20 protein-coding genes are annotated in these 26,300 nt (G+C 41.8%); 15 read left to right on the top strand and 5 right to left on the bottom strand.

What is annotated here, in order from left to right:
* Nucleotides 1-29: 29 nt before the first annotated feature.
* From ileS to folK, 8 genes are all read left to right on the top strand, one after another.
* A complete protein-coding gene (ileS, locus tag QZ574_RS09680; protein WP_297089260.1) occupies nt 30-3,467 on the top strand; it encodes an isoleucine--tRNA ligase in 3,438 nt (1,145 codons plus the stop codon).
* A gap of 92 nt (nt 3,468-3,559) precedes the next feature.
* Nucleotides 3,560-3,934 (top strand): TraR/DksA C4-type zinc finger protein, encoded by a 375-nt coding sequence (locus QZ574_RS09675; protein WP_297089258.1) that lies wholly within the window; start codon nt 3,560-3,562, stop codon nt 3,932-3,934.
* Nucleotides 3,935-4,021: 87 nt separating this feature from the next.
* Complete coding sequence (locus QZ574_RS09670) at nt 4,022-4,678, top strand: lipoprotein signal peptidase (RefSeq protein WP_297089256.1); 657 nt, start codon at nt 4,022-4,024, stop codon at nt 4,676-4,678.
* A 115-nt stretch (nt 4,679-4,793) separates the two neighbouring features.
* Nucleotides 4,794-6,266 carry a cysteine--tRNA ligase gene (gene cysS / locus QZ574_RS09665; protein WP_297089254.1) on the top strand — a complete coding sequence of 491 codons (1,473 nt, stop codon included), beginning with the start codon at nt 4,794-4,796 and terminating at the stop codon, nt 6,264-6,266.
* A gap of 92 nt (nt 6,267-6,358) precedes the next feature.
* The gene (locus QZ574_RS09660) at nt 6,359-6,970 is read left to right on the top strand and encodes a riboflavin synthase (RefSeq protein ID WP_297089252.1); all 612 of its coding nucleotides are present in this window, start codon (nt 6,359-6,361) and stop codon (nt 6,968-6,970) included.
* 104 nt (nt 6,971-7,074) lie between these two features.
* The gene (locus tag QZ574_RS09655) at nt 7,075-7,803 is read left to right on the top strand and encodes an SDR family NAD(P)-dependent oxidoreductase (RefSeq protein WP_297089250.1); all 729 of its coding nucleotides are present in this window, start codon (nt 7,075-7,077) and stop codon (nt 7,801-7,803) included.
* 2 nt (nt 7,804-7,805) lie between these two features.
* On the top strand, nt 7,806-8,159 hold the full coding sequence (locus QZ574_RS09650) for a dihydroneopterin aldolase (RefSeq protein ID WP_297089248.1): 354 nt from the start codon (nt 7,806-7,808) through the stop codon (nt 8,157-8,159).
* A complete protein-coding gene (folK, locus tag QZ574_RS09645) occupies nt 8,156-8,539 on the top strand; it encodes a 2-amino-4-hydroxy-6-hydroxymethyldihydropteridine diphosphokinase (protein WP_297089245.1) in 384 nt (127 codons plus the stop codon). The genes QZ574_RS09650 and folK overlap by 4 nt, the downstream gene beginning before the upstream one ends.
* A gap of 42 nt (nt 8,540-8,581) precedes the next feature.
* On the opposite strand, the gene QZ574_RS09640 is transcribed toward folK, so the two are convergent.
* Nucleotides 8,582-9,349: a beta-phosphoglucomutase family hydrolase gene (locus tag QZ574_RS09640; protein WP_297089243.1), complete on the bottom strand. Its 768-nt coding sequence runs from the start codon at nt 9,347-9,349 to the stop codon at nt 8,582-8,584.
* A gap of 334 nt (nt 9,350-9,683) precedes the next feature.
* Here QZ574_RS09640 and QZ574_RS09635 point away from each other — a divergent pair, with 334 nt between their 5' ends.
* Nucleotides 9,684-11,078 (top strand): tryptophanase, encoded by a 1,395-nt coding sequence (locus QZ574_RS09635; protein WP_297089241.1) that lies wholly within the window; start codon nt 9,684-9,686, stop codon nt 11,076-11,078.
* Here QZ574_RS09635 and QZ574_RS09630 read toward each other — a convergent pair.
* Nucleotides 11,075-13,579 carry a LamG-like jellyroll fold domain-containing protein gene (locus QZ574_RS09630; protein ID WP_297089239.1) on the bottom strand — a complete coding sequence of 835 codons (2,505 nt, stop codon included), beginning with the start codon at nt 13,577-13,579 and terminating at the stop codon, nt 11,075-11,077. The genes QZ574_RS09635 and QZ574_RS09630 overlap by 4 nt on opposite strands.
* A gap of 257 nt (nt 13,580-13,836) precedes the next feature.
* On the opposite strand from QZ574_RS09630, the gene QZ574_RS09625 reads away from it, so the two are divergent.
* Genes QZ574_RS09625 through QZ574_RS09605 form a run of 5 tightly spaced genes read left to right on the top strand, consistent with a single transcriptional unit; the run spans nt 13,837 to nt 19,844 of the window.
* On the top strand, nt 13,837-15,369 hold the full coding sequence (locus QZ574_RS09625; RefSeq protein ID WP_297089237.1) for an SUMF1/EgtB/PvdO family nonheme iron enzyme: 1,533 nt from the start codon (nt 13,837-13,839) through the stop codon (nt 15,367-15,369).
* 1 nt (nt 15,370) lies between these two features.
* Nucleotides 15,371-16,711, top strand: coding sequence for a Gfo/Idh/MocA family oxidoreductase (locus tag QZ574_RS09620; protein WP_297089235.1), 1,341 nt, complete (start codon nt 15,371-15,373; stop codon nt 16,709-16,711).
* A gap of 8 nt (nt 16,712-16,719) precedes the next feature.
* Complete coding sequence (locus QZ574_RS09615; RefSeq protein WP_297089233.1) at nt 16,720-17,637, top strand: glycosyltransferase family 2 protein; 918 nt, start codon at nt 16,720-16,722, stop codon at nt 17,635-17,637.
* Nucleotides 17,630-19,573, top strand: coding sequence for a phospholipid carrier-dependent glycosyltransferase (locus QZ574_RS09610; protein ID WP_297089231.1), 1,944 nt, complete (start codon nt 17,630-17,632; stop codon nt 19,571-19,573). Before QZ574_RS09615 ends, QZ574_RS09610 begins: the two co-directional genes overlap by 8 nt.
* Before the next feature lie 25 nt (nt 19,574-19,598).
* Nucleotides 19,599-19,844 carry an LPXTG cell wall anchor domain-containing protein gene (locus QZ574_RS09605; RefSeq protein WP_297089229.1) on the top strand — a complete coding sequence of 82 codons (246 nt, stop codon included), beginning with the start codon at nt 19,599-19,601 and terminating at the stop codon, nt 19,842-19,844.
* Nucleotides 19,845-19,913: 69 nt separating this feature from the next.
* Here the strand turns inward: QZ574_RS09605 and gltX are convergent, their stop codons facing one another.
* Nucleotides 19,914-21,440, bottom strand: a complete 1,527-nt coding sequence (gltX, locus tag QZ574_RS09600) for a glutamate--tRNA ligase (RefSeq protein ID WP_297089227.1) — start codon at nt 21,438-21,440, stop codon at nt 19,914-19,916.
* A gap of 161 nt (nt 21,441-21,601) precedes the next feature.
* Here gltX and kbl point away from each other — a divergent pair, with 161 nt between their 5' ends.
* The gene (gene kbl / locus QZ574_RS09595) at nt 21,602-22,789 is read left to right on the top strand and encodes a glycine C-acetyltransferase (RefSeq protein WP_297089226.1); all 1,188 of its coding nucleotides are present in this window, start codon (nt 21,602-21,604) and stop codon (nt 22,787-22,789) included.
* A 57-nt stretch (nt 22,790-22,846) separates the two neighbouring features.
* Here kbl and QZ574_RS09590 read toward each other — a convergent pair whose 3' ends face one another.
* On the bottom strand, nt 22,847-23,377 hold the full coding sequence (locus QZ574_RS09590; RefSeq protein ID WP_297089224.1) for a hypothetical protein: 531 nt from the start codon (nt 23,375-23,377) through the stop codon (nt 22,847-22,849).
* A gap of 131 nt (nt 23,378-23,508) precedes the next feature.
* Nucleotides 23,509-26,103 (bottom strand): glycoside hydrolase family 2 protein, encoded by a 2,595-nt coding sequence (locus QZ574_RS09585; protein WP_297089222.1) that lies wholly within the window; start codon nt 26,101-26,103, stop codon nt 23,509-23,511.
* Nucleotides 26,104-26,300: the final 197 nt, after the last annotated feature.

The raw sequence follows: 26,300 nt of genomic DNA, 5'->3' as shown, positions 1-26,300 counted from the left end.
TTAAAATCAGTGGATTATAAGGTGTTCTTATGAGTAATAAATTTCAGGAATATAAGCAGTTAGATTTAGCACAGATAAACAAGGACGTACTTGAACGTTGGGAAAATGACGATACTTTTCATAAAAGTATTTCAACCCGCGAAGGACAAGAAACATTTGTATTTTACGAAGGACCGCCATCGGCAAACGGAATGCCCGGTATTCACCACGTGATGGCGCGTGCCATTAAAGATATTTTCTGCCGTTACAAAACCATGAAAGGTTTTCGTGTGCACCGTAAAGCCGGTTGGGACACACACGGTTTGCCGGTGGAATTAAGCGTTGAAAAAGCGCTGAACATTACAAAAGACGATATAGGTAAGAAAATTACCGTTGAAGAATACAGCGATGCCTGCCGCAAAGAGGTGATGAAATACACCCGAGAATGGGAAGAGCTGACCCGAAAAATGGGGTACTGGGTAAATATGGACGATCCGTATGTAACCTACGACAACCAATACATTGAATCGGTATGGTGGTTGCTGAAACAAATCTACCAAAAAGGATTGTTGTATAAAGGCTACACCATTCAGCCCTACTCGCCGGCTGCCGGAACAGGTTTAAGCTCGCACGAGCTGAACCAGCCGGGTTGCTACCGCGATGTAAAAGACACCACAGCAATTGCCCAGTTTAAGGCTTTGCGCAACGAAAAATCGGAATTCCTTTTTGAAGGAGTTGAAACCGATTTGTATTTCCTGGCATGGACAACCACGCCATGGACATTGCCATCGAACACGGCACTTTGTGTGGGACCGAACATCAACTATGTAAAAGTTCAGTCGTTTAATCCATACACCGGCGATCCTGTTACTTTAATTTTGGCAAAAGACCTTTTCCCGGTTTATTTCAATTCGAAAAATGCAGGGCTGGCACTGGAAGATTATAAACCCGGTGATAAAAAAATACCTTTTAAAGTATTGGCCGAATACACCGGCGAGCAGTTAAAAGGTGTGCAATACGAACAACTGATAGATTGGGTAAGGCCCGAGGGCAAAGCTTTTGAAGTAATTACCGGCGACTTTGTAACCATTGAAGACGGTACCGGAATTGTACACATTGCACCTACTTTTGGTGCCGACGATGACCGCGTGGCCAAACAACACGGCATTTCGCCACTGGTGGTGGTTGATACCGAAGGAAAACGTCAGGCACTGGTTGATCGGAAAGGACGATTTTATCCAACCATCGATCTTGATCCTGAGTTTGTAGAAAAGTTTGTAAATACTGAAACCTATCATGATTTTGCCGGCCGCTCGGTGAAAAACGAATACGACGACAAGCTGGAAGAAGATGCTGCTACCGTTGATGTTGACATTGCCGTAATGTTGAAACAGCAGAACAAAGCTTTCAAAATTGAAAAGCATGTGCATAGTTATCCGCACTGCTGGCGAACCGATAAACCGGTATTGTATTACCCGCTCGACTCGTGGTTTATAAAATCAACAGCTGTTAAAGATAAAATGGTGGCCTTAAACAACACCATCAACTGGAAACCCAAATCAACCGGAACCGGGCGTTTTGGCAATTGGCTGGAGAACCTGGTGGACTGGAACCTTAGCCGTTCGCGTTTTTGGGGCACACCACTGCCAATCTGGAGAACAGAAGATGGCTCGGAAGAGATTTGTATCGGTTCGATGGAAGAATTGATGGCCGAAATAGACAAAGCGGTTGAAGCCGGATTTATGTCGGAAAATCCATTTGCCGAATTTAAAGTTGGCGATTACAGCAAAGATAATTACAACCGGGTTGACCTGCATAAATCGCATGTCGATAATATTATTCTGGTGTCTCCATCAGGGCAAAAAATGGAGCGCGAAGCCGATCTGATTGATGTTTGGTTCGACTCGGGTGCCATGCCTTACGCGCAGCGCCACTATCCTTTTCAATGGAAGGACAAGTTTAAAGATGTGTTCCCGGCCGATTTTATTGCCGAAGGTGTAGACCAAACCCGTGGTTGGTTCTTTACCCTGCATGCCATTGCCACCATGATTGATGAATCGGTAGCATTTAAAAATATTATTTCAAACGGTTTGGTACTCGACAAAAACGGCGTGAAAATGTCGAAACGTTTGGGTAACGCTGTCGATCCGTTTGAAACCATTGATAAATACGGCTCCGACCCACTGCGCTGGTACATGATTACCAACGCGCAACCCTGGGATAACCTTAAATTTGATATCGACGGGGTGGAAGAAGTAAAACGTAAGTTCTTCGGAACACTTTATAATACCTACAATTTCTTCGCATTGTATGCCAATGTTGATGGCTTTAAATATGCCGAAGAAGAAATCCCCGTTGAGAAACGTCCTGAGATTGACCGCTGGATTATTTCCTTGCTGAACTCGCTGATAAAAGAGGTTGGCGAAAGCTACGAAAACTACGAACCAACCCGCGCAGGCCGTGCTATTTCGGAATTTGTAAGCGAAAACCTGAGTAACTGGTTTGTTCGCCTAAGCCGTAAACGCTACTGGGGTGGCGAATACTCTACAGATAAAGTTTCGGCTTACCAAACACTTTACACTTGTTTGGAAGCTGTTGCAAAATTAATGGCACCAATCGCACCATTTTACGCCGACTTGCTTTTCAACGATTTAAATAAAGTTACCGGAAAGACAAGCGACCTGAGTGTGCATCTCGATAATTTCCCGGTTTGCGATAATAACTTAATTGACAAAGACCTGGAAGAAAAAATGGCCATAGCGCAAAAAGCTTCATCAATGATTTTGGCCCTGCGCCGAAAAGAGAAGCTGAAAGTACGCCAGCCCTTAGGTAAAATTATGGTGCCGGTATTAAATCCGCATTTTAAAGAGCAATTTGAAGCAGTTTCAAATATCATTTTAGCAGAAGTTAACGTTAAAGAAGTGGAGTTCTTAACCGATACGGCCGGAGTGATTAAAAAGAAAATTAAACCGAATTTTAAAGCACTTGGCCCGAAATACGGTAAAATGATGAAACAAATTGCCGGGGCTGTAAATCAGTTGGATCAGACCGCGATTTCGGATTTTGAAAGTACCGGAGAATATGAGTTAACATTGGGTGATGAAAAGATTATGTTGTCGTTAGACGATGTTGAAATTCAAACCGAAGATATTCCGGGATGGACCGTAGCCACTGAAGGTCAGATGACTATTGCCCTGGATATAAATGTCTCGGAAGAGTTGAAACAGGAAGGAATTGCCCGCGAGTTTATTAATAAAATACAGAACCTGCGGAAGGAAAGTGGCTTTGAAGTAACCGACCGGATTAAGCTCACTGTTTTAAAACATGACGAATACAATCAGGCCGTTGAAAACCACATAGAATACATTTGTGCACAAACACTTGCCGATGCCCTGGAGTTGACTGATAAGGTTGATGATGCAAAATCGAATGAGGTAGAAATCGACAAAGATGTGATGGCGCAAATTGAGGTGGAAAAAGTGAAGTAAATAATTGTTAACAGGCACTTAAAATGATGGACTTTTTTATTACTTTAGGGCCTTGTTGAAACATTTGAGAGGAACTTAAAAACCCAAGAACTATGGGAGACAAAAACAGATATACGGATGAGGAGTTGATGGAATTCAAAAAAATCATTCTGGTTAAACTTGAAAAAGCCCAGGAAGATTATACCATGTACAAGAATTCGATTACTCAAGGCGATGGAAATGATATTTCTGATACATCGCCAACATTTAAGGTATTGGAAGAAGGCGCAGCTACCCTTTCTAAAGAGGAAGCCGGAAAATTAGCTCAGCGTCAGTTAAAATTTATTCAGCATTTACAAGCTGCTCTAATTCGTATCGAAAATAAAACATACGGTGTTTGTCGCGAAACAGGTAAGTTAATTTCAAAAGAAAGACTGCGTGCAGTTCCTCATGCAACACTAAGTATTGATGCGAAAAAAGGACAATAAAAAGTAGAACAAAAAAGATTCGGATTTGCTCTTCGAAAAACAAATTAAAAGTTTTCGAAGAGCATTTCTGTTATAAAGGGTAAGGATATGTCGCGTACAATCAAGTCATTGATAATAATATTTTCCATTTTAATTATTGACCAGGTACTCAAGTTCTGGATAAAAACCAATCTTTCAATTGGCGACGAAATTGTGGTGTTTAAAGATTGGTTTATTCTGCATTTTGTTGAAAACAACGGAATGGCATTTGGTTTTGAATTTGCCGGCGAATACGGTAAAATGTTTCTGAGTGTTTTTCGCATTGTTGCCGTTATTGCCATTGGCTGGTATTTATTTAAACTGGCAAAACAGAAAGATGTGCCATTTGGGTTTATTGCCTGTATTGCTCTTATTTTTGCCGGTGCAATTGGTAACATTATCGATAGCCTTTTTTACGGAATAATTTTTAACCACAGTTATGGGCAGGTGGCAAGCCTGTTTCCTGAAGAGGGTGGTTACTCCAGTTTTTTGCATGGCCGGGTAGTTGATATGTTTTATTTTCCTTTAATTGAAGGCCGCTATCCCGAATGGTTGCCAAAGGTGGGAGGAAATCCGTTTATCTTTTTCAGACCGGTATTCAACATTGCCGATTCGGCTATAACAGTTGGAATATTTTCTATTCTGATTTTTTACCGCAAGTATTTTAACAAGCTCGATGAGCAGAAAAAACAAAATGAAAGTACCGAAGCCAACCAGGCGGAATAATTGTTTTGGCAAAGGTTAATTTGGGTTGTTGTAGCTACCGTGTGGTACAAAACTGGCACTATAATAAGGCATTTTGTTTTACCTTTGCATCATCATCTGATTTTCAAAAAAAATTATGAGTCAACTATATATTTACAATACGCTTAGCCGAAAAAAGGAAGCGTTTAAGCCATTGGTTGAAGGTCGTGTTGGTTTGTACGTGTGCGGACCAACGGTTTACAGTAATTCGCACCTTGGGCACGCCCGTCCGTTTATTACTTTCGATTTGTTGTATCGCTACCTTACTTTCCTCGGAAACAAAGTGCGTTACGTGCGCAACATTACCGATGTGGGCCACCTGGAAGATGAAGTGGAAGGTGTTGGCGAAGACCGCATTGCAAAAAAAGCGCGTTTGGAGCAGCTGGAGCCAATGGAAGTGGTTCAGAAATACATGAATACTTTTCACCGGAATATGGATGACCTAAATGTTACGCCGCCAAGTATCGAGCCGCGTGCTTCAGGTCATATTATCGAACAAATTCAGGTGATTGAAGGTATTCTGAAAAATGGATACGCCTACGAAGCCAACGGTTCGGTGTATTTTGATGTAGAAAAATACAATGACGATTACAAATATGGAAAGCTTTCGGGGCGTAACCTCGATGACATAAAAACCAATACTCGCAAGCTGGATGGGCAGGATGAGAAGAAAAACTCGTTTGATTTTGCTTTGTGGAAGAAAGCAGCACCTGAGCACATTATGCGCTGGCCTTCGCGCTGGAGCGATGGTTTCCCGGGGTGGCACCTCGAGTGTTCGGCTATGAGTACCAAGTACCTGGGCGAACAATTTGATATTCATGGCGGTGGAATGGATCTTACTTTCCCGCACCACGAGTGTGAGATTGCACAAAATACCGCCTGCCGCGGAACCGAATCAGTACGTTACTGGATGCACAATAACATGATTACCATTAACGGCCAGAAAATGGCGCGCTCACTTGGTAATTTCATCACCCTCGATGAATTGTTTACCGGCACGCACGAAATTCTGGAGCAGGCCTATTCGCCAATGACCATTCGCTTTTTTATTTTGCAGGCACATTATCGAAGCACAATCGATTTTTCCAATGAAGCTTTACAGGCCTCAGAAAAAGGACTTGAACGATTGATGACCGCATTAAAAACACTGGAGGAGTTAGCTGTTTCCGCTACCTCAACTATTGATGTGGCCGCTTTAAAAGACAAATGTTTTGCTGCCCTTAACGATGATTTGAACAGTCCGATTGCCATTGCGCACCTTTTTGATGGCGTTAAACTGATTAACTCGGTAAAAGCGGGCACCGAAAAAATCTCGCAATCTGATCTGGAGGATTTAAAGGCCTTTTTTAACAAGGTTGTTTTTGATATTCTTGGGCTTAAAGAAGAAGGAGCTGTAGAAAGTGGAAACAACGAAGTTTTGGCGGGTGCTGTTGAGTTACTTATTAACCTGCGAAAAGACGCTAAGGCCAATAAAGATTGGGGAACTGCCGATAAAATTCGTGATGAATTGGGTGCAATTGGCGTGGAAATAAAAGACACCAAGGATGGTGTTGAATGGAGTGTAAAATAATTGTGGAATACAGAATGATGATTAATAGTTGATCAAGAAAGACCAGACATCGCAACTAATTAATCAACATTCTTCAATAAAAATATAAAGCTATGTTTTCAGGAATAGTTGAAGAATTCGGAACAGTTGTAGCCATTGAAAAAGAGCAGGAGAATGTACATTTTACCTTAACCTGTTCGTTTGCCGATGAGCTGAAAGTTGACCAGAGTTTATCGCACAACGGCGTGTGTTTAACCGTAGTTTGGGTAGATAAAGCTGAAAAGAAATACAAGGTTACAGCCATTAAGGAAACCTTGCTGAAATCAAATTTGGGTTTGTTGGAAGTGGGCTCGAAAGTAAACCTCGAGCGCAGCATGATGATGAATGGACGTTTGGATGGACACATTGTTCAGGGGCATGTTGACCAGACAGCAACATGTGTTAAAGTAGAAGAAGCCGACGGTAGCTGGTACTACACGTTTGAATACGAATTTGATATTGAAAAAGCCAGGCAAGGATACATGACCGTTGAAAAAGGGTCGGTAACAGTTAATGGTGTTAGCCTTACTGTGGTAAATTCAAAAGACAATTCTTTTCAGGTCGCCATTATTCCTTTTACCCAGGAAGTAACCAATTTTCACACGTTTAAAGTGGGAACGGTTATTAACCTCGAGTTTGATATTATTGGCAAGTACCTGAGTAAATTGAATTCATACAGCAAATAGAAAAACCATATTAAGTTTTGAAAAGGTCCGTTTTGCGGGCCTTTTTTTATGAACATAAGTCTGGCAGCCCTGTTCTTGTTAGAAAAAAACACTAACTTTTGTGTATGAAACAAACAGCTTTAATAACCGGAGCATCAAAACGCATTGGCCGATCGTTAACAGAACATCTTGCAGAAAAGGGATGGAATGTTGTGGTGCATTACAATTCTTCGGCAAAAGGTGCAGATGAGTTGGTAAAAGAACTTTCGGATAAATATCCCAATCAGCAGTTTAGCGCTGTGCAAGCCAACCTGGCTCATCCCGATGAAGTGGTAGGCTTAATTCCGCAACTTGCAGCCAACAATATAATTGTTGATTTGCTGGTAAACAATGCTTCAGTATTTGATCGAGGTTACCTGAAAGGTACTTCACTCGAGTTATTTAACTCACAAATGGATGTTAACCTTAAAGCGCCGTTTTTTCTAATCCGCGATTTTTCCAATTATTTTAAAACGGGAAACATCATAAATTTTGTGGATACACGGGTAACAGTGAATGCTTCTAATTTTGCAGCTTACTCCATTTCAAAAAAGGGCCTTTGGGACTTAACAAAAATGGCAGCGCTTGAATTAGCACCCGACATTCGGGTTAATGCCATTGCTCCGGGTGTGACCCTGCCTCCAGAAGATGAAGATGAAAATTACCTGGAAAAGCTGGCGCAAGGCATACCCATGAAAAAACCGGGGGGTGTAGACCCCATCCTGAAGAGTTTGGATTATATTTTAGAAAATGACCATCTGACCGGGCAATTGCTGTTTGCCGACGGTGGCGAAAACCTTGGAAAAAACCTTTAATTATGGCAAAAATACGTGTAAAAAATCTGTTGATTCGAACCTATATCGGGTTTAATCCCGACGAGTTGGTAAACAAGCAGGATGTGCTTATCAATCTTGAAATTGAAACAGACATTCCGCAATCGGCTTTGGAATCAGACGAACCCGAAGATATTTTTAACTACAAAGTAATTACAAAAAAAATTATTGCCTTGGTGCAGGAAGGGCGTTTCAAATTGCTGGAAGTGCTTACCCAAAATATACTGGATACCATAATGGAAGATAAAAAGGTTAAATGGGCCCGTGTTGAAGTGGATAAACCGCATGCCCTTCGTTTTGCCGAATCGGTTTCGATGGAAATGGAGGCTTCGCGATGAATGAGGTAATCGTTGGCATTGGCTCTAACATTAATGCTGATGAGAATATTGCCAAAATGCTGGAAATCCTGAAAGGAGAAGTAAAGGTGCTTCAGGTTTCAGCCATGATCAAAACCAAACCAATTGGCATTGAAAATCAGTCAGACTTTACAAATGGAGCGGTAAAAATCGTTACGCTGCAGGACAGAGAATCGTTGAATAAACTTCTCAAAAAAATTGAGGACCAGCTGGGGCGCGACCGTTCGGTGCCTAAATTTGGCCCACGAACCATCGATCTGGATATTTTGGTATGGAACGGGGAAATCGTAGATGAGGACTATTATACTCGCGATTTTTTACGAAGAAGTGTAGATGAGTTGGATGGTTTATCCAAAAAATAAGGTCAAACCATCAACATAAAATCGATAGTTTGACCAATTTTATTACTTGTTATTCTTTAAAAACAAATTGTTTAAACCTGAAATTCCTCCAAGCTCTTCCAGGTCGGTAACAACAAAGTCAGCACCGTTATCGGCAAGCTCCTTTTCATTGTTTTCGCGTGCAATTCCCAGCGTTAAGCCAAACTCCCCTTTAGCACCGGCCTGAACACCCGAAACGGCATCTTCAACAACAATGGCTTTTGCCGGAACAGATTCCAGCATTTCGCATGCCGTGGTAAAAATATCTGGTTCTGGTTTTCCGTGCAATCCCAATTCCGCCGAAACAACACCATCAACGCGGGCACCGAATATTTTTAGCATGTCAACCGCTTCAAGTACAGGGGCACAATTTTTACTCGACGAGGCAACACCCAATTTAATTCCGGCTGCCTGCAGGTCGTTTAAAAGTTGGGCAGTTGATTCGTAAACTTCAACACCGTCGCGGGCTATTACTTCGTTAAATGCTTCGTTTTTACGGTTGCCCAAACCACATATTGTTTCCATGCCGGGTTCGTCGCTGGTATCGCCAAAAGCAATGCTAATGTTTCGCGATTCCAGAAAAGAGGCCACACCTTTATAGCGGGGCTTTCCATCAACATAGGTGAGGTAATCGCCTTGTGTAAATTCTTTAAACGGTTCTCCGGTTTCGTAGGCATGTTTTTGCAGGTATTCGTCAAACATTTTTTTCCATGCTGCTGCATGGGTTATGGCGGTTTTTGTAATTACACCATCCATATCAAAAATAACTGCGTCAAATGCTAATTTTCCCATTTTCTTTTCTTTTCAATTTGTTTCGCGGTAAAATTACGGCAATTCTTTTAACCCTCGTTTTAAAAATGTTTAAAACTGATATTTATCGTATTTCTTATCGTTGTAAGCGTGTTAAATTTGTACAGTACGATAAAGAAAAAGTCATGATTAAATTTTTGATGGCTACTTATCTCCATAATAGGAGCTTCCTGAACATAAAAAACAGGGATGCTTTTATTCTTCTGTAATGCTGAATCCTGCCGAAATGAGTCGGCAAATCAACGTAATTTATTTACCGGAAAGTATTTAGTAGTGGTTTACATGAACGGCTATTCTTTCTCAATTTATAAGAATTATGGAATTACCATTTGCAGAATCGTATAAAATAAAAATGGTAGAACGTATCTACCGAAGTACCCGTAAACAACGTGAAGACTGGATAAAACAAGCCAGTTATAATCTTTTTAATTTGAAAAGCGAACAGGTTTATATCGACCTGTTAACCGATAGCGGCACAGGAGCGATGAGCCAGAACCAATGGGCAGCAATAATGACAGGAGATGAGAGCTATGCGGGATCTTCATCGTATTATCATTTAAAAGATGCTATCAGAACTATTTTGGGATTTGAGTATTTTTTGCCAACCCATCAGGGTAGGGCAGCCGAAAATGTGCTTTTTTCGGTGCTGGTAAAAGCCGATAATGTAGTGCCCGGTAACAGTCATTTTGATACGACAAAAGGCCATATTGAATACCGAAAAGCTTCGGCTGTTGATTGCACCATTGACGAAGCTTTTGATACCGACTCGTTGCACCCGTTTAAAGGGAATATTGACCTTGAAAAACTGGAAGCAGTTTATACCGCACATCCGGTGGGGCAAATACCCATGGTAATTGTTACCCTAACATGCAATACCTCAGGCGGACAACCGGTGTCGATGCAAAACCTGCGCGATGTGTATGCCTTATCGCAAAAGTACGGTATTAAAGTGGTGTTCGATTCGGCCCGTTTTGCTGAAAATGCCTGGTTTATTCAGCAACGCGAAGATGAATACCGCAACAAAACCATCAAGGAAATTGTGGCAGAAATGTTCTCTTATGCCGATGCAATGACCATGAGCAGTAAAAAAGATGGAATTGTAAATATTGGCGGGTTTATTGCGGTAAAAGAGGAAGCTTTGTATAAACAGGCGTCGGTTTTTAATATCATGTTTGAAGGATTTAATACTTATGGAGGTATGGCTGGACGGGATATGAATGCCCTCGCAGTTGGATTGGATGAGGTGACAACCGATGATTATCTGGAGAACCGTATACAACAGGTGGCATACCTGGGTAATCTGTTAATTGCTAACAATATTCCTGTTCAGAAACCCATAGGGGGGCATGCTGTTTTTGTTGATGCCAAAAAGTTTTTAGGCCACGTGCCAAAAGAGGAATATGTAGCACAAACACTCGCAATTGAGTTATACCTTGAGTCGGGGGTGAGGGGTGTTGAAGTGGGGACTTTGTTGGCCGACCGTGATCCGCTTACACGCGAAAACCGTTACCCGAAACTTGAAATGTTGCGTTTGGCTATTCCCCGCAGAACCTATACCAATAACCATATGGATGTAGTGGCGGTAGCGCTAAAAAATATTTTCGATCGTCGGGAGCTCATCAATCATGGCTACCGGATAAAAAAAGAAGCACCAATAATGCGCCATTTTTCAGTTGAACTGGAACATGCCGATGATACGAATCAAGATTAAAGCTGATCAGAAAAGTAGTGGGTGAAAGCTTTAAAATCCATTGAATAGGCTTCGCCCATGCTTTTTTCGTATTTGGCACAAAACGAATCGAAGTTAAAGCGGGCAAGGTGCGGATTATTGGCTTTTTGTAAAGCCCATATTTGCAGGTAAATGGCCTCTTCGTTTAAATCATCGTAATCGATAATACGCTGTGCAACTTTTTCAAGCTCTTTAAGTTTGTTTTCCTTTTTGTAAATAATAGCCAGTTTTAGCAGGTTGTCGATCACCTGGTTGCCGGTAAAGCCTCTTATTTCATCCAACCATGGCCAATTGGCTCTTTTAAGTAAGCGGCCTTTTTTTACCAGGTGGAAAAACAGTTGTAGCTGTCCTCTTGTCATTCCTTCCGGGATATTACAAAGTTTAAAGGCTTCCACATAATCACAAAAAAAGTTGCCTGTTGTTTGGAGTTGCAAAAAACCGTTATTCGAAATAATTTCAATTTCATCGAACTGGGCCAGTAGTTTTCGTAGTTTATTTAGTGTAACTGCCCGGTTATTAGCTACTTTTTTTGCTTCAATTCCATGCCAAAGAGTTTTGTCAACATCGGCCACAGGGGCACCAGCGCTACTTTTTACGTTTTGAATCAGGGTATAAATAAACAATTCGCGAACTTTAGGTGTAAAGAGCTCTGAAATATCCTCGTTTTTGCTGTTAATGGCTTTAAATTCGCCAAACAATTGAATTTGGTTTTTAGTGGGCATTTCGGGCTTGCTAACCAGTACTGATTGTTTTCGTACGTGCACAATCCGAAGTAAAATGAAAATAAGAATCAGGAAAAATAAGGCGATAAGTCCTAATATCAGAACAATGTTTTTTGACTCCAAAAAACCTGTTGATTGTTCATCGCTGGAGTAAACAATTTCTTCGTCAAGCGCCAGTCGGTTTATTTCTTCATTACCCAAAGGGCGGTTCCAAATATAAAGGTTATCGATATAACCCCGCAAACTGGCACCTCCTGATAGGGCTTTCCCGATGTGTATATCGTTGGTTCCTGAGTAGGGCGGATGACCATCTGAACCACCTACATATTGTCCGTTAACAAATATCGCCTGTTGGCCTGTTTCCAAAATATAGCGCCAGGTTAAATGGTACCAAAGGTTGCTTTCCAGCAATTCTTCCGACATGTAATCGTTGGCCCAAAGTCCAAAGTAAGGATGACCGGAACGTAAAACCAGGTGCAAGCCTCGCCGGTAACCACGTTCATCGTTGCCAAGAATGGCATTATCGCCATATTCAAGAATATCGGTAAATTTCACAAAACAGCTTACCGTAAAACTGCTGTTTGGTAATTTATACAAAGCCGGATCGCCCAGGTTTACATTGGCATTTTCAGGTAAACGAAGCACTGTGCCCCTATCAATATCCTGGCTAAAAGAGTACCCATTTCCAGTAAACGATCGTTCTGAATTTACCCGATCTGCTAAATTATTCTCAAAATCAAAGCTGGCCATTAACCCCTGACTTAAATTTAGCGGATGTGCCATAATTGAGTAGTTTTCAGGCATTACCATTTCTGCCGTAATGATAAGTTGAGAAGGAGTAAGACTGAATCCCGGCACAAATGGAGTTAAAATCATTTCCTCGCCTCCACGAATGGGAAAGCTGAATTTGCCACCGGTCAGAAGTGTTTCTGCATTTTTCCAGTATACACGTTCAAGGTTTTTGCCGGCAGTTCTAACCTGCCCTTTTACTGCTACAAACGAATTGAGGTGTTCGATTATAAAACCAAAATTATAGATGTTCCGTCCTACAAAAAGGAAGTTGGGTTTTTTGCCATATTTTGTCCAGCTTTCCAACAAAAAGTTAATGTATTCGGGAACCAGGTTGCTGTTTAATTGCCGGGTTGAAACACCGGTTGGTAGCCGATCGAAATTTCGGATGTTAAAAAGTTCTTTGTTAATGTTGGACTCAATGTTTAAAATTACTGAGTTGGGAGTGATTTGACTGGCACTGATTTCCAGCGCATAATTGTTGGTATGGTGTAGAATTCTGCTTTCGTCCTGCAGTTTGCCCTCAATAAAAAAAATGGCACGTCGGTTGGCTTGTACGAGGTACTCAACCGATGGCCACCGTTCGCCCTGGGGCAGGTAAAAAATCTGATTTTTCAGGTCCGACGAATTAATGATAGAGTCGAGCAGGTTCACATTTCCGCTGTAGTTGATAAACAGCGGCGTAATTTTTGATTCATTGTTTTTAAGCTGGGCACTTACTTTTATCAGTACTTCCTCAAATGGGATATTGCTGTTTTTTAAGAAAATTGTACGGGTAGCACTATCGGTGCTAAGGTCCAGTTCAATACCTGTCCAGTTATTGGCATTCATAAAATTCCATACCCGGTTACTCCGATATTCAGAAGGACTTAGCCGGGCGATAAGAAAAGTATTCTCTGCAAATTCGTTTCCCTTGCTTTCGGGTACAATCAGGCTCAGGATAAATAGTAAGAAAAAGAGTTTCAATTTCATCTTTAAAAAGCGTTGGTTATGCCTCTGTCGCCAATCTATTTGTACTTAATTTATTATTATTTTGGATTCAAATATATTAAAATATGTGCGATGATAAATTTTTTTGATAAAAAAATAGCATGTTAAAACATCTTTTTATTCAGCGAGTTACATTTTGAATTAAGATAAAATTAAGAGTGTGTTAAGAGGTTTTTAGTAAAAGCGTTAAGAGGTAGCTAATTACGCGCGATTATACTTGTGTCTCAAATTGATTAAGAATGACTGATAAAACGATTAAACGTAAGCATTTCATGCTGTTTATTGTGGGGGGATTGAGTGTTATACTCTTCTTGCTTTTGTTTAACAAAACAGTGCACTATACGTCAACCAACGAATTTTGTAATTCATGCCATGTGCATCCGCATGCAGAAACCAGTTGGAAACTTTCTGTTCACCATAATACCCCAAGTGGTGTATCGGTTAATTGTGTTGATTGCCACTTGCCACCTGAAGACGAAACCGCCCGTTTTTTAACTCGCAAGGCTTATCACGGATTTCATGATTTATATGCCTTCCTTACAAAGGATCCGGAAGAAATTGATTGGGCAGCAAAACGTTCGGTTGAGGCCTCAAAACGTTTTGTCTACGAAGATGGTTGTTTAAAGTGTCATACCAATATGTTTCCGTCAACACTTAGCGAGCAGGGGTGCCTGCAGCATATAAAGTACATTCGCGATCCGGAAAACAACTCGTGTATGCAGTGCCACCACGATGTTGGCCATTATCGCGGAGAAACCGGCTTGTTGACAGGAATAGAAGAAGTTGTTGATCCGAAAGAGATATTTAATGAGCCAGCAGAAGTGTACGCTTTTGAAACTTTTGACGAACAAATTCCGGGAACAGCAGTAGCGTTTAAAATGCTTGCAATACCGGGCGGCCAGTTTAAAATGGGAAGTCCTGCTGATGAGCCATATCGTGGAAGAGATGAAGGTCCTGTTCGGGAAGTATTGGTTGATAGTTTCTGGATGGGCGAGATTGAGGTCTCATGGAATGAATACCTGGCCTTTTTTACTGCTACCGGTTCGCAGGGAAGAAAAGAAGCGGTTGAGGTGGATGAAGAAACCGATGGTATTTCAGGAGCTACGCCGCCTTGGGGTGCCCCTGATCAGGGCTGGGGAAAAGGTACACGTCCGGCCATTACAATGAGCCATCATGCCGCAGAAACCTATTGCCGTTGGCTAAGCCAGGTTACCGGTAAAAAGTACCGGTTACCTACCGAGGCGGAGTGGGAATACGCAGCGCGTGGCGGCACACAAATGCCTTACTTCTTTGAAGGATCACCTAAAGATTTTGAGGTCGATGGTTTTATAAAAAAATTATTGGGTAGCAATGCCGAGGTGTTCAATCAGTATGTGATTTCGCACCTGAATAGTCCGGATAAAACACAGCAACCCGACAAGGTAGAAGCCAATCCCTTTGGTTTAAAAAACATGCTGGGTAACGTTGCTGAATTCTGTCTTGATTTCTACGATCCTAAAGTTTACGGAAAATACCCGAAAGGTGTTGTACGTAATCCGAGAGGACCAAGAAACGGAATGGAACATGTAGTTCGGGGAGGCTCATTCAGAAACTCGCCAAAAGACCTGAGAGTGGCGCGCCGCGATTTTACTAGAACGGAAGCTTGGTTAGTTACCGATCCGCAAATACCAAAAAGTATATGGTGGTACTCCGATTCAAAAAGTGTAGGATTCAGAGTAGTGTGCGAATACGACGAAGAAGGATTAAAATCAGAAAAAAATAAAACCAAATAAGATGAATAAAGATCAACTATCACGCAGGAATTTTCTGGAAAAATCGGCCCTGATTGGTGCCGCCGGTGTTATAGGGCTTAATGCTCTAAGTTCTTGTAAAAAAGCAAACAAAGAAGTTGATTATGAATTTCCACCACTGATTGATCTGGCTCCTGATGGAAAGGAGTTGAAGGTTGGACTGGTAGGTTGTGGAAACCGTGGAACCGGAGCAGCTTTGAACTTTTTGGCTGCAGGGCATGATTTGCACCTGGTGGCACTGGCCGATGTATTTGAAGACAAAGTATGGGATTGCCGCGATAAATTGCTGAAGCAACGTGTTGAAGTACCCGAGAAAAACTGTTTCTGGGGTTTTGATGCGTATAAAAGTTTATTAGAGGTTGACCTGGATGTGGTAATTTTAGCTACTCCTCCTCATTTTAGGCCGATGCATTTTGATGCAGCTGTACAAGCCAAAAAACATGTCTTTCTGGAAAAGCCGGTTTGTGTTGACCCGGTTGGAGCGCGCCAGATAATGGCAACCTCAAAAAAAGCCGAGAACATGGGATTATCGGTAATTACCGGTACACAGCGTCGACACAGTCGCGATTACCTTGAAACTTACCGGCAGGTGGCTTCAGGAGCTATTGGCGATTTAGTTTCGGCAAAAGCATTTTGGTTGCAGTCGCACGTGTGGTTTCGTACACGCGAAGAAGGCTGGAGCGATATGGAGTATATGTTGCGCAACTGGAACAGCTTCTGCTGGCTGGGTGGCGACCATATTTTAGATACCCATGTACACAATATTGATATTGTTAACTGGTTTATGGGCAAAACCCCCGAAACTGCAGTTGGTTTTGGTGGCAGACACCGCCGATTAACAGGCGATCAGTACGATTTTTTCAGCATCGATTTTGATTTTGGCAACGGTATCTCTTCGCATAGTTTCTCGCGGCAAATTGATGGTTGTGCCAACCAGTTGGGCGAGTCGATTATGGGAACAGAAGGATACACCAATTGTAAAAATACCATTTACAATCCTGATGGTTCGGTAAAATGGACTTACGAATATCCAAAAAATAAGGATGGTCGCTCAACCGGAGTTGTTGAAGTTTCGCCATACATTCAAGAGCATATTCATTTGGTAACCGCCATACGTACCAACAAGCCGGTTGTTGAGGCGCATCGTACTGCCGAATCAACGCTTACGGCAATAATGGGGCGTACAGCCGCTTATACCGGCCAAAAAGTTACCTGGGATGAAATGATGACTTCGAATGAAAAGTTAGGTCCGGAGAAATACGAAATGGGACCGGTTGATATGGAAATTAGTGTTCCGCTACAGGGAACTCAGCATAAAGCATAATAAATTGTATGAAGCTATCCGTAGTCATACCACTTTATAACGAAAGCGCAGTAGTAAAACTACTGCTTGCCAAAGTACACCAAAACCTGGTGGATATAGGTGAGGCTTTTGAAATGGTGTGTGTTGATGACGGAAGTAACGACGACACGCTTGACCAGCTGCTTGAAATTAGAGCTGCATATCAGGAATTGAAAGTAATCTGTCTATCCCGAAACTTTGGATTACAGGCAGCTATTGTAGCTGGTTTGGAGCATGCACACGGCGAATATGTGGTGGTTATGGATGGCGATTTGCAAGACCCGCCGGAACTGATTGCTACCCTTTTTCAAAAAATTCAGAAAAGCAAAGGAGATGTGGTCTCTGCCGTTCGGAACGACAGGGGAGAGAAACGTGCAAAACGATTTTACATCCGGGTTTTCCATAAAATTTTTAAAAGTGTGTCGGAGGAAAAGCAGCTGGAACAGGCCGGAAATTTCTGTATTCTTAGCCGGCGAGCTGTTACAGCCATTTTAAAATTTACAGAACAAAACCGCTATTTCCCGGGTATTCGCAATTTTATTGGCTTTCAGCACGATTCAGTTTTTTACGACCGGCCTAATCGTACGGAAGGAATAAGCAAAATGAGCAATAAAAAATTGTTCGCACTGGCAGCCGATGCCATCTATTCTTTCTCGAAATGGCCCATAAAACTTTGTTTATATCTCGGACTGTCAGGGGTAGTGGTTTTTTTGCTGGCAATTGTCTACACATTGGTTTCAAAATTTACCGGGCTGGCACCTTTCGGTTGGTCGTCAACCTTTTTGGCCATCAGTTTTTTTGGGTCGGTACAGCTTACCTTTTTGGGCGTTATTGGCGAATACATTTACCGCATTTACAAAGAAGTACAGAACCGTCCGGTTTATTTAATAAAGGAGGTGTATGAGTAAGTTTGTCGACATATTATCTGCAGAAAACGGGTTTCGTTCAAGTCTGTTGCTGGCAGCTGTAGTTTTGGCGCTGCTTGCCCCAAAGGCTGCTGTTAATGTCGACGAAATGTTACACTATCCGCATGCAAAGCAGGTGGTAAACTGGTATTTTACTGGTGGCAAAGATGCATCGTGCCTCGATACTCCTGTAACGAATTTAAAATACTACGGGCAATCGGTTGATAATTTTACAGCCCTGGTTAACCGGGTATTTGCTAACGACAACGAATTTTTAACGCGTCATTTTACGGGTGCCCTATTTTTCTTTTTATTGTTGTTATTTGCCGGTTTGCTCGGAAAAGAAATCAGTAACTCGTTTTGGGTGGCTGCAACCATTGTGTTATCGTTGCTGCTGACACCGCGTTTATTTGGTCAGGCTTTTGGAAATTTAAAAGATATTCCGTTTGCGAGTGGTTACGTCGCCGGAATTTATTTCATCATAAAATATTTAAAACAACTGCCAAAACCCGGGTGGAAAACAACCGTTGGCTTGGCACTGGCCATTGCTTTCACCTGTTCGGTGCGTATTGGCGGTTTAATCCTATTTGCCTATTTGGTATTTGGGTACTTGGTGGTTCTTGTTTCGAAGCCTTTTTTACTTAAGTATATCGTTTCAACTAAACCTTGTTTTGTAAGGTTAATGGGCCAGGGAATTGTAATAGTACTTACAGGTTATTTCCTTGGGCTATTATTCTGGCCCTATGCCTTGCAGGACGTGGTGCGCCATCCGCTTGAAAGCTTGTCGGTGATGGAGCACTACAAGGTAAGTATTAAACAGATTTTTGAAGGCGAAGTTTTCTGGAGCACCTCGCTCCCATGGAGCTATCTTATTAAATGGATTTTATTATCAACACCAGAATTTGTTTTGCTGGGGTTGCTTTACTTTATAGCCTTTTTAACCTATAAGTTTTCTAAACCGTTAAGCGAACAACTCATTATTGAGTTGTTCGTCTTTTTTACATTCCTTTTTCCACTGGTTTATGTTATGATTATCGGCTCGAATCTGTACAGCGGAGTACGACAGATGCTATTTACGGTGCCCTTAATGGTTATTTTGGCTGTTAATGGCCTATTTTCATTTTGGCAATCGCAGCTGAAAAGGGGAATAAAAATCCCTGCTGTAGCTGCATTTTTTGTTCTTATGCTGCTGCCTTTGCAACATCAGGCAAAAACTTTTCCGGTTGATTATGTCTACTTTAATGCTGTTTCAGGTGGAAATAAAGCTGCATGGGGCAATTACGAGTACGACTACTATTTTCATGGAATGAAAGAAGCCAGCGACTATTTGCTGGCAACCATTGATACCAGCCAGGTTGTGGTGGCCATGAACTGTCAGTTACCCAATTATTTTAATCGGGTTTTAAATGTCGATTTTCAGTACACCCGTTACCTTGAACGTAGCTCGGTAGATTGGGACTATGCCTTGTTTGGTGTAAATTACATTCATCCCTACCTGCTGAAGAACGATACCTGGCAATCGACGCAAATTGTTAAAACCTTTTACCACAAAGGTAATCCGCTGGCTGTAGTAATAAAACGAAATACAAAAAATGATTTACGTGCCATTGAATTGCTAAAAACGCGAAAATGGGAAGAAGCAGAAATTTTGATGAAAAAGGAACTGGCAACTGACCCAAATAATATCTGGATGTTTGTAAATTTGGCAAATTTAAAACTGGCTAATGGAGCATACGGGGAAGTTCGGGAATTGCTAAGAAAGGGCCGTACAATACATCCGTATTACGAACCGTTTTATTTGCTTGAAGCACAAATGTATTTTGATTTGGAAGAATATAAGCATAGCTACGAGGTACTGCAGCAGCTAATTGCTGTAAACCCACGGTATAAAAATGCCAATGAGCTGTTAAGTAGCGTACAACAAAAATTGAATAAATAAGTAGTAAAATTAAAAATTGAGAAAAATGAAAAGAGTAATTGCAATGATCGGATTGTTTATTATGAGTTTACCAAGCCTGTTAGTAAAGGCACAAGATGAAGGTACCTATATTGATAATTTGGGTGCTCAGGACAGTTCGTACATGGACGAAGATTTACTTTCTGGAGTTGAACAATCATCAGGTTCAAATTCAACGGTAATTATTATTGTTGTGGCAGTGGTGGTTATTGCTGCAGCTGTATTCTTTTTCATGAAGAAAAAGAAAAAGTAATTAAGTTTAGACTTAAAGTTTGATTACAAAAAAACCGGCTTCGAACCGGTTTTTTTGTTGTTACTAATTCTATATTTTTTCAATGGCCGCTTTTATTCGGCCTATACTTTCATCTTTTCCCAGCAATTCACAAATTACAAACAAATCCGGACCTAAGTTTCCTCCAACCAATGCCAGTCGCAATGGATTCATTACCACTCCAAATCCCCATTCTTTCTGATTCATAAAAGCCGAAAAAGAATCTTTTATCGAATTGGCATTCCAGTCCTTAACTTTCTCAAAAATGCCGGCAATTTCGCTGAGTTTTGCAGGAGTATCTTCTTTCCAGCGTTTTTTTACTGTTTTGGCATCGTACTCGTTTGGAGCAACAAAAAAGTAGCTGCTTTGCTCCCAAATATCCGAAACAAATTCACAGCGTTCCTTAATTTCTGCCACCACAGCATTTATTTTTTCGGCAGGGGCATCAATGCCTTTTTCTTTTAAAACCGGCGTAAATAAAGTGGCCAGTTCGTCAACCGGTTTTTGCTGGAAATAGTGCTTATTAAACCACTTTGCCTTTTCCGGATCAAAACGAGAGCCTGATTTTACTACGCGCTCAAGGCTAAAAATTTCCCCCAGTTCCTCCAGAGTAAAAAATTCCTGCTCTGTTCCCGGGTTCCAGCCCAGTAAAGCCAGCAGGTTTATAAAAGCTTCAGGGAAATAACCATCTTCACGATAGCCGCGCGATACATCGCCGGTTTTCGGATCGGTCCATTGCAATGGAAAAACCGGAAATCCCATTTTGTCGCCATCGCGTTTGCTTAATTTGCCTTTTCCAACCGGCTTTAAAATTAAGGGCAGGTGCGCAAAACGTGGCTTGGTGTCTTCCCAGCCCAGGGCTTTATACAACAGCACGTGCAGTGGCATCGATGGCAACCATTCTTCCCCGCGAATAACGTGCGAAATCTCCATCAGGTGATCGTCAACCACGTTGGCCAGGTGGTAAGTTGGCATACCATCCGACTTAAACAATACTTTGTCATCGAGGCTTTTGGTGGTGTTAAAGGTTACTTTGCCTCGAATCAGGTCATCTTCCGAAACATCAGTATTTTCAGGCATTTTAAAACGAATAACATAAGCCTCGCCAGCTTCAATTTTTTGCTGAACCTCTTCGTTTGATAGCTTGAGCGAATTATTCAGTTGCTCGCGGGTACCAATTCCATACGAAAAGGTTTCCTTATTGGCTTCGGCATCTTTGCGCAAGGCCTCTATTTCTTCGGGTGTATCAAAAGCATAATATGCCCAGCCGCTTTCCACCAGCTTATCGGCATATTTTTTATACAATTCTTTTCTTTCGCTTTGGCGGTAAGGGCCAAATTTTCCTCCAATTCCCGGGCCTTCAACCGGAGTTAATCCGCACCAGTTCAAGCTTTCAATAATGTATTCCTCAGCCCCCGGAACAAAACGGGTCTGGTCGGTATCTTCAATGCGGAGTATAAATTCGCCTCCATGTTTTTTGGCAAACAGGTAATTAAATAAGGCTGTTCGCACTCCGCCCATGTGTAAAGGGCCGGTTGGGCTTGGGGCAAATCGTACCCGTACTTTTTTGTCACTCATTCTGTCGTTTTTTCGCTATTTTTTGTGCAAAGATAGAAGAATTTGCAGAACGCCTTCTTATTGGATATCAGATTAGATGTTTATAAAATTCTGTCTTTTATCAATGTTTAATTTTACAGGTTTCCATTACTTTGTATAGCGTTAAACTAACAATTAAAAGCATGTACGGAAAAATTAAAAATGATCTGAGAAATAAACTCGAGGAGCTAAAAGAACAAGGTCTTTATAAAACTGAGCGCATTATTACTTCTTCGCAAAGTTCGGCCATTTCTGTGGCTACCGGAGAATCGGTTTTAAATTTTTGTGCTAATAACTACCTGGGCTTAGCCAATAATCCCGAAGTAGTTAAAGCCGCTCAGGATATTATGAACGACTGGGGATTTGGCCTTTCTTCAGTGCGTTTTATTTGCGGAACACAGTCAATACATAAACAATTGGAAGAAAAAGTTTCGGAATTTTTGGGCACGGAGGATACCATACTGTATTGTGCGTGTTTTGATGCCAATGGCGGTGTTTTTGAACCACTTCTGGGAGCCGAATCGGCAATTATTTCGGATGAGTTAAACCATGCATCGATAATTGATGGCGTACGTTTGTGTAAAGCGCAACGCTTCCGTTATAAACATTCGGATATGGCAGAACTGGAGCAGTGTTTGAAAGATGCTTCGGGTGCAAAATACCGCTTGATTGTTACCGACGGTGTTTTTTCGATGGACGGCGATATTGCCAAACTTCCCGACATTGTAAAACTGGCAAAAAAATACGACGCCCTGGTAATGGTTGACGATTCGCATGCAACCGGTTATATTGGAAAAACAGGCCGTGGTACGGCAGAGCATTACGATTTGCTGGGTGAGATTGATATTATTACCACCACGTTTGGAAAAGCAATGGGCGGAGGAAATGGCGGTTGTACATCGGGCCGTCGCGAAATAATTGATATGTTGCGCCAGCGTTCGCGCCCGTATCTGTTTTCAAACACCCTGGCTCCGGCAACCGTAGGAGCCACACTTAAGGTTATTGAAATGCTTTCGGGAGGAGCCGATTTGCCTGCAAAAACAATGGCCAATGCCACACATTTTCGTACAAAAATGGAGGCTGCCGGTTTTGATCTGGTAAAAGGCGATACGGCCATTGTGCCGGTTATGGTTTACGACGAACCTTTGGCTATTAAATTTGCCGACGCGTTATTGAAGGAAGGCGTTTATGTAATTGGTTTCTGTTTTCCGGTGGTACCTCGCGGAAAAGCACGAATTCGTGTGCAGCTGTCGGCAGCGCATTCGCCGGAAGAAATTGACCGTGCAGTGGATGCTTTTATTAAAGTGGGTAAGGAACTTGGAATTATCTAACCAATGTTCAATTTGTAAATAAAAATGCCATTCGCATCATTTTTGCGGATGGCATTTCTAGTTAATGCCCCGTATGGATTGGGTAGAAATATCCTGGCCAATTTTATCGGCAGCTTTTTTAAACTGCGCTGCAGTTATGGCCTCAACAAAAACACCGATTGAACCACAGTTTTTATGAATGCCAAACTCGGCTATCACGTTGTATTTGTCTTCCTCCTCGCGTTCTTCCTTAAAAATTGCCGCAAAATTTTGGCTTTTAACACCTGAAATTCCGGTGAATTTAATGGCAAAAAAACCTTCGGAGCCCTGGTAGTAGTACACCCTGTTTTTTGCGTTGTAAGTGGCTTTGGTCATACTTTCGTGCCGTGTTTTTTCCTTTATGTATTTACCTTCCTGTTGCGGAAATACCAGCGATAGTCGATAGCTGCCCTGGTCCAGGTATTTAAAATGTACTTTTCCTTTTTCGCCGGTAGCCTGAAATGCAATGAGCTGACCTCCCTTATCGAGATAAACCTCGGTGTTTGAGGCAGGACGTCCGTAAAAAACAGACCAGAAAGAAAATAAGAGTACAAAAAGAAAGTTAATCATGCGTTTAAAATTGCAGAATTTTGCCGGGAATTAAAATGGGGATTAGCTTATGTTTTAAACAGCAAACTGTCAACAACACACAGGATGGTCAGCAAGACAAATACCTGGTGAACATCCTGTGCGTTGAAGGATTAAAATGCATCATCCAGCGTACGGATGCTTAATACTTCATTCAGTTTCTCTTCTGAAATTATAGTTTTTAAGTGAATAGTAGCTTTTTCGTTGGGTACGAGGTCGAAATAATTATCAGAAAAGAAGCCCTCTTCATCTTCAATCTGCAGGTAAACATTTTTAGCCAGTTTGTCGGTTTTTAAGGCAATATCGAAACCATTTTCAGCTTTTGAAATAGCGTATTCTATTTGCGGTTCCGGTACGTTTAAGTTTTTAAAGGGTAAAAAGTAATAGTTGTTTTTAGAAATTATCTGTCCGTTTGAGATTAGTTCGGCGGTAAATACTACATTTTTAAGCTGTTTTCGATATTTATAGCGCCATTCGTTTTTATTCACATCAAAATAATCGTCGCTTGAGTTGGCGGGGATATCTACCAGGTGCGCCTCTTCCCAAATTACCTGCCCGCTAAAATCAACCATGCGCATACGTAGTTCGGCATGCAGTGGTTCCAGGCGATCGTTTACAATGCCCACTTTGTATTTTATTCCTTCTTCGTAAGGGCTAACCAAAACCTGGCTAAATCCTTTTTTTACGTAATATTGCAGGGCTTTCCATTTTTGGTAATAATCGGTTGAGCTCCACGAGGCAACCGGCCAGCAATCGTTAATTTGCCAGTACAAGCTGCCCATACAGAAAGGCATGGCGCGGCGGTGTCCTTCCAGTCCGAATTTAATTCCTTCGGCCTGCAGTACATGGTTTACGTAAAGAAACGATTCAAAATCTTTTGGTTTTTTATATTCTTTCAGCATGTAATACTCGATGGTGCCGTTGCCAATCGACGAGCGCTGGTGCGATTTCATCACCTCCGAAAAAATATCGTAATCTTCAGGGGTGGCGTATTTGCGTACGCTTGCAATTTCCGGAAACGACTGAAAACCATATTCACTCATAAAACGGGGCAAATGGGTGGCGTAAGTCTCAAAAGGTTCTTTTCCCCACCAAACGCCCCAGTAGTGTTCGTCGCCGTTAACCAGGTCGGCCGGAACGCCCATGCCCGACGAAGGGCTTGAAGCCCAGTAACTGCGCTGCGGATCGAATTCTTTTACCACATCGGGCAGGGTTTTATGAAAAATATCTACATAAGCCTGCCATATTTTATCAGCGTTTTCTTCGCTTTTTGCACGTTCGGCATTTTCCCAGCCCCAGCCTTTCCAGGCGGCAAGTATTTCGTTGTTGCCACACCACATAGCAATACTGGGGTGGTTGCGCAGGCGTTTTACGTTGTCAATGGCTTCGTGGCGCACATTGTCCAGAAAAGCCTCATCGCCCGGAAACATGGCACAGGCAAACATAAAATCTTGCCAAATCAGTATTCCGGCTTCGTCGCAAAGTTCGTAAAAAAGGTCGTTTTCGTAAATTCCACCACCCCAAATCCGAAGCATATTATTGTTCGAGTTTTTTGCTGTTTCAACAACGGTGCGGTAATTTTCTTCGGTTACCCGAGGCAAAAATACATCGTTGGGGATGTAGTTTGCTCCTTTCATAAATACAGGGTGCCCATTTAGTTTAAAATAGAACGAGGTACCATGTTTGTCTTTTTCGCGCACCAACTCCAATGTTCTAATACCAATCCGGGTGTTTTTAGTGCTTGTTCTTTCATCAGCAAGAAGTGTACCCTCGATATTGTACAAGTGTGGTTCGCCCAGTCCAATGGTCCACCACAATTTTGGATTCTCAATTTCAAAATCAACACTGTAGGTTTTAATTCCTTCCACTAAGTTTATTGCTTTGCTGGCAAGCTGTAAGTCGTCGTTTTTGATTGAAATTTGAGCCTTGCCTTTTTTAGCGGCATCAACTTCAAAAATGGCCGTAAAGCTTGCTTTTTCCTCAGAAACTTCTTGCTGAACAATCTGTAGGTTTTCAATTTTTGCTTCATCCCAGGCATTCAGGAAAACGGGACGCCAAATTCCGCTGGTTACCAGTCGTGGCCCCCAATCCCACCCAAAATGGTAACCGGCTTTTCGGGTGTAAATACTCACTTGTTTGTCGCCTTCAACCTGTCCAATTTTTGCAAGGTCGTTATCCGAAACCGGAATTACGTATCCCTGTGCGTCGTATTTTTTTATGCCTTCGGTAATGGGCGAGCGAAAAACAATGTGCAATTCGTTATCGCCTGGTTTTAAAACCTTTTTGGCATTGATGGTATATTCGCGAAACATGTTATCGGTGCTGGCAATTTGCTGACCGTTTAGCATCACATCAGCATAGGTGTCGAGGCCTTTAAAATCCAACTCAACGCGATCCATTTTTAGGAGTGCTGCTTCAACTGTTAAGGTAGTTTTATATTCCCAGTCTTCTTTGTCAATCCATTGTAAGTCGTGCTCGTTTAAGCGGTAAAAGGGGTCTTCAATTTTTTTGTTGGCCAGCAGGTCGGTATGCACCGTACCCGGAACAGTGGCGGGCAGCCATTCGTTTTGTCCAACCTGGTTAAACGTCCAGTTGGTGTTAATTTCTTTTTGTATCATTAGGTTTGGTTCGGCTTGGTTGGTAGTGCAAGCTGCTAATATCAGCAGTGCAAAAGTGGCCAGGATAGGCCAGCGGATAATTGCAATCATAGCTCTTTAGTTTATTAGTTTTCAAATTTGGTTAAAACAGCATTAATTACCTAAAGTTAGCGGTAAAAATAATAGATACTGTATGAATTACAAATAGCCTTGAATGTAAATTAAATTTTGAAGAAAACCAGCATATGAAGAAATATGAAATAAACTAAATCTAAACCAATGATCTCTCAATGGTAAGCAGATTGATT

The sequence above is a fragment of the uncultured Draconibacterium sp. genome, assembly GCF_913063105.1.
GTDB lineage: Bacteria > Bacteroidota > Bacteroidia > Bacteroidales > Prolixibacteraceae > Draconibacterium.
Note: the sequence above shows the minus strand (reverse complement) of the source record. Positions and strands in the feature narration are given on the sequence as shown.

What these genes read in the sequence shown, in the direction of transcription:
- ileS (WP_297089260.1), top strand. Translation starts at nt 30, where the DNA reads ATGAGTAATAAATTTCAGGAATATAAGCAGTTAGATTTAGCACAGATA.
- QZ574_RS09655 (WP_297089250.1), top strand. Translation starts at nt 7,075, where the DNA reads ATGAAACAAACAGCTTTAATAACCGGAGCATCAAAACGCATTGGCCGA.
- QZ574_RS09640 (WP_297089243.1), bottom strand. Translation starts at nt 9,349, where the DNA reads ATGGGAAAATTAGCATTTGACGCAGTTATTTTTGATATGGATGGTGTA.
- folK (WP_297089245.1), top strand. Translation starts at nt 8,156, where the DNA reads ATGAATGAGGTAATCGTTGGCATTGGCTCTAACATTAATGCTGATGAG.
- QZ574_RS09590 (WP_297089224.1), bottom strand. Translation starts at nt 23,377, where the DNA reads ATGATTAACTTTCTTTTTGTACTCTTATTTTCTTTCTGGTCTGTTTTT.
- QZ574_RS09620 (WP_297089235.1), top strand. Translation starts at nt 15,371, where the DNA reads ATGAATAAAGATCAACTATCACGCAGGAATTTTCTGGAAAAATCGGCC.
- QZ574_RS09630 (WP_297089239.1), bottom strand. Translation starts at nt 13,579, where the DNA reads ATGAAATTGAAACTCTTTTTCTTACTATTTATCCTGAGCCTGATTGTA.
- QZ574_RS09670 (WP_297089256.1), top strand. Translation starts at nt 4,022, where the DNA reads ATGTCGCGTACAATCAAGTCATTGATAATAATATTTTCCATTTTAATT.
- gltX (WP_297089227.1), bottom strand. Translation starts at nt 21,440, where the DNA reads ATGAGTGACAAAAAAGTACGGGTACGATTTGCCCCAAGCCCAACCGGC.
- QZ574_RS09605 (WP_297089229.1), top strand. Translation starts at nt 19,599, where the DNA reads ATGAAAAGAGTAATTGCAATGATCGGATTGTTTATTATGAGTTTACCA.
- QZ574_RS09625 (WP_297089237.1), top strand. Translation starts at nt 13,837, where the DNA reads ATGACTGATAAAACGATTAAACGTAAGCATTTCATGCTGTTTATTGTG.
- kbl (WP_297089226.1), top strand. Translation starts at nt 21,602, where the DNA reads ATGTACGGAAAAATTAAAAATGATCTGAGAAATAAACTCGAGGAGCTA.
- QZ574_RS09615 (WP_297089233.1), top strand. Translation starts at nt 16,720, where the DNA reads ATGAAGCTATCCGTAGTCATACCACTTTATAACGAAAGCGCAGTAGTA.
- QZ574_RS09610 (WP_297089231.1), top strand. Translation starts at nt 17,630, where the DNA reads ATGAGTAAGTTTGTCGACATATTATCTGCAGAAAACGGGTTTCGTTCA.
- QZ574_RS09635 (WP_297089241.1), top strand. Translation starts at nt 9,684, where the DNA reads ATGGAATTACCATTTGCAGAATCGTATAAAATAAAAATGGTAGAACGT.
- QZ574_RS09675 (WP_297089258.1), top strand. Translation starts at nt 3,560, where the DNA reads ATGGGAGACAAAAACAGATATACGGATGAGGAGTTGATGGAATTCAAA.
- cysS (WP_297089254.1), top strand. Translation starts at nt 4,794, where the DNA reads ATGAGTCAACTATATATTTACAATACGCTTAGCCGAAAAAAGGAAGCG.
- QZ574_RS09650 (WP_297089248.1), top strand. Translation starts at nt 7,806, where the DNA reads ATGGCAAAAATACGTGTAAAAAATCTGTTGATTCGAACCTATATCGGG.
- QZ574_RS09585 (WP_297089222.1), bottom strand. Translation starts at nt 26,103, where the DNA reads ATGATTGCAATTATCCGCTGGCCTATCCTGGCCACTTTTGCACTGCTG.
- QZ574_RS09660 (WP_297089252.1), top strand. Translation starts at nt 6,359, where the DNA reads ATGTTTTCAGGAATAGTTGAAGAATTCGGAACAGTTGTAGCCATTGAA.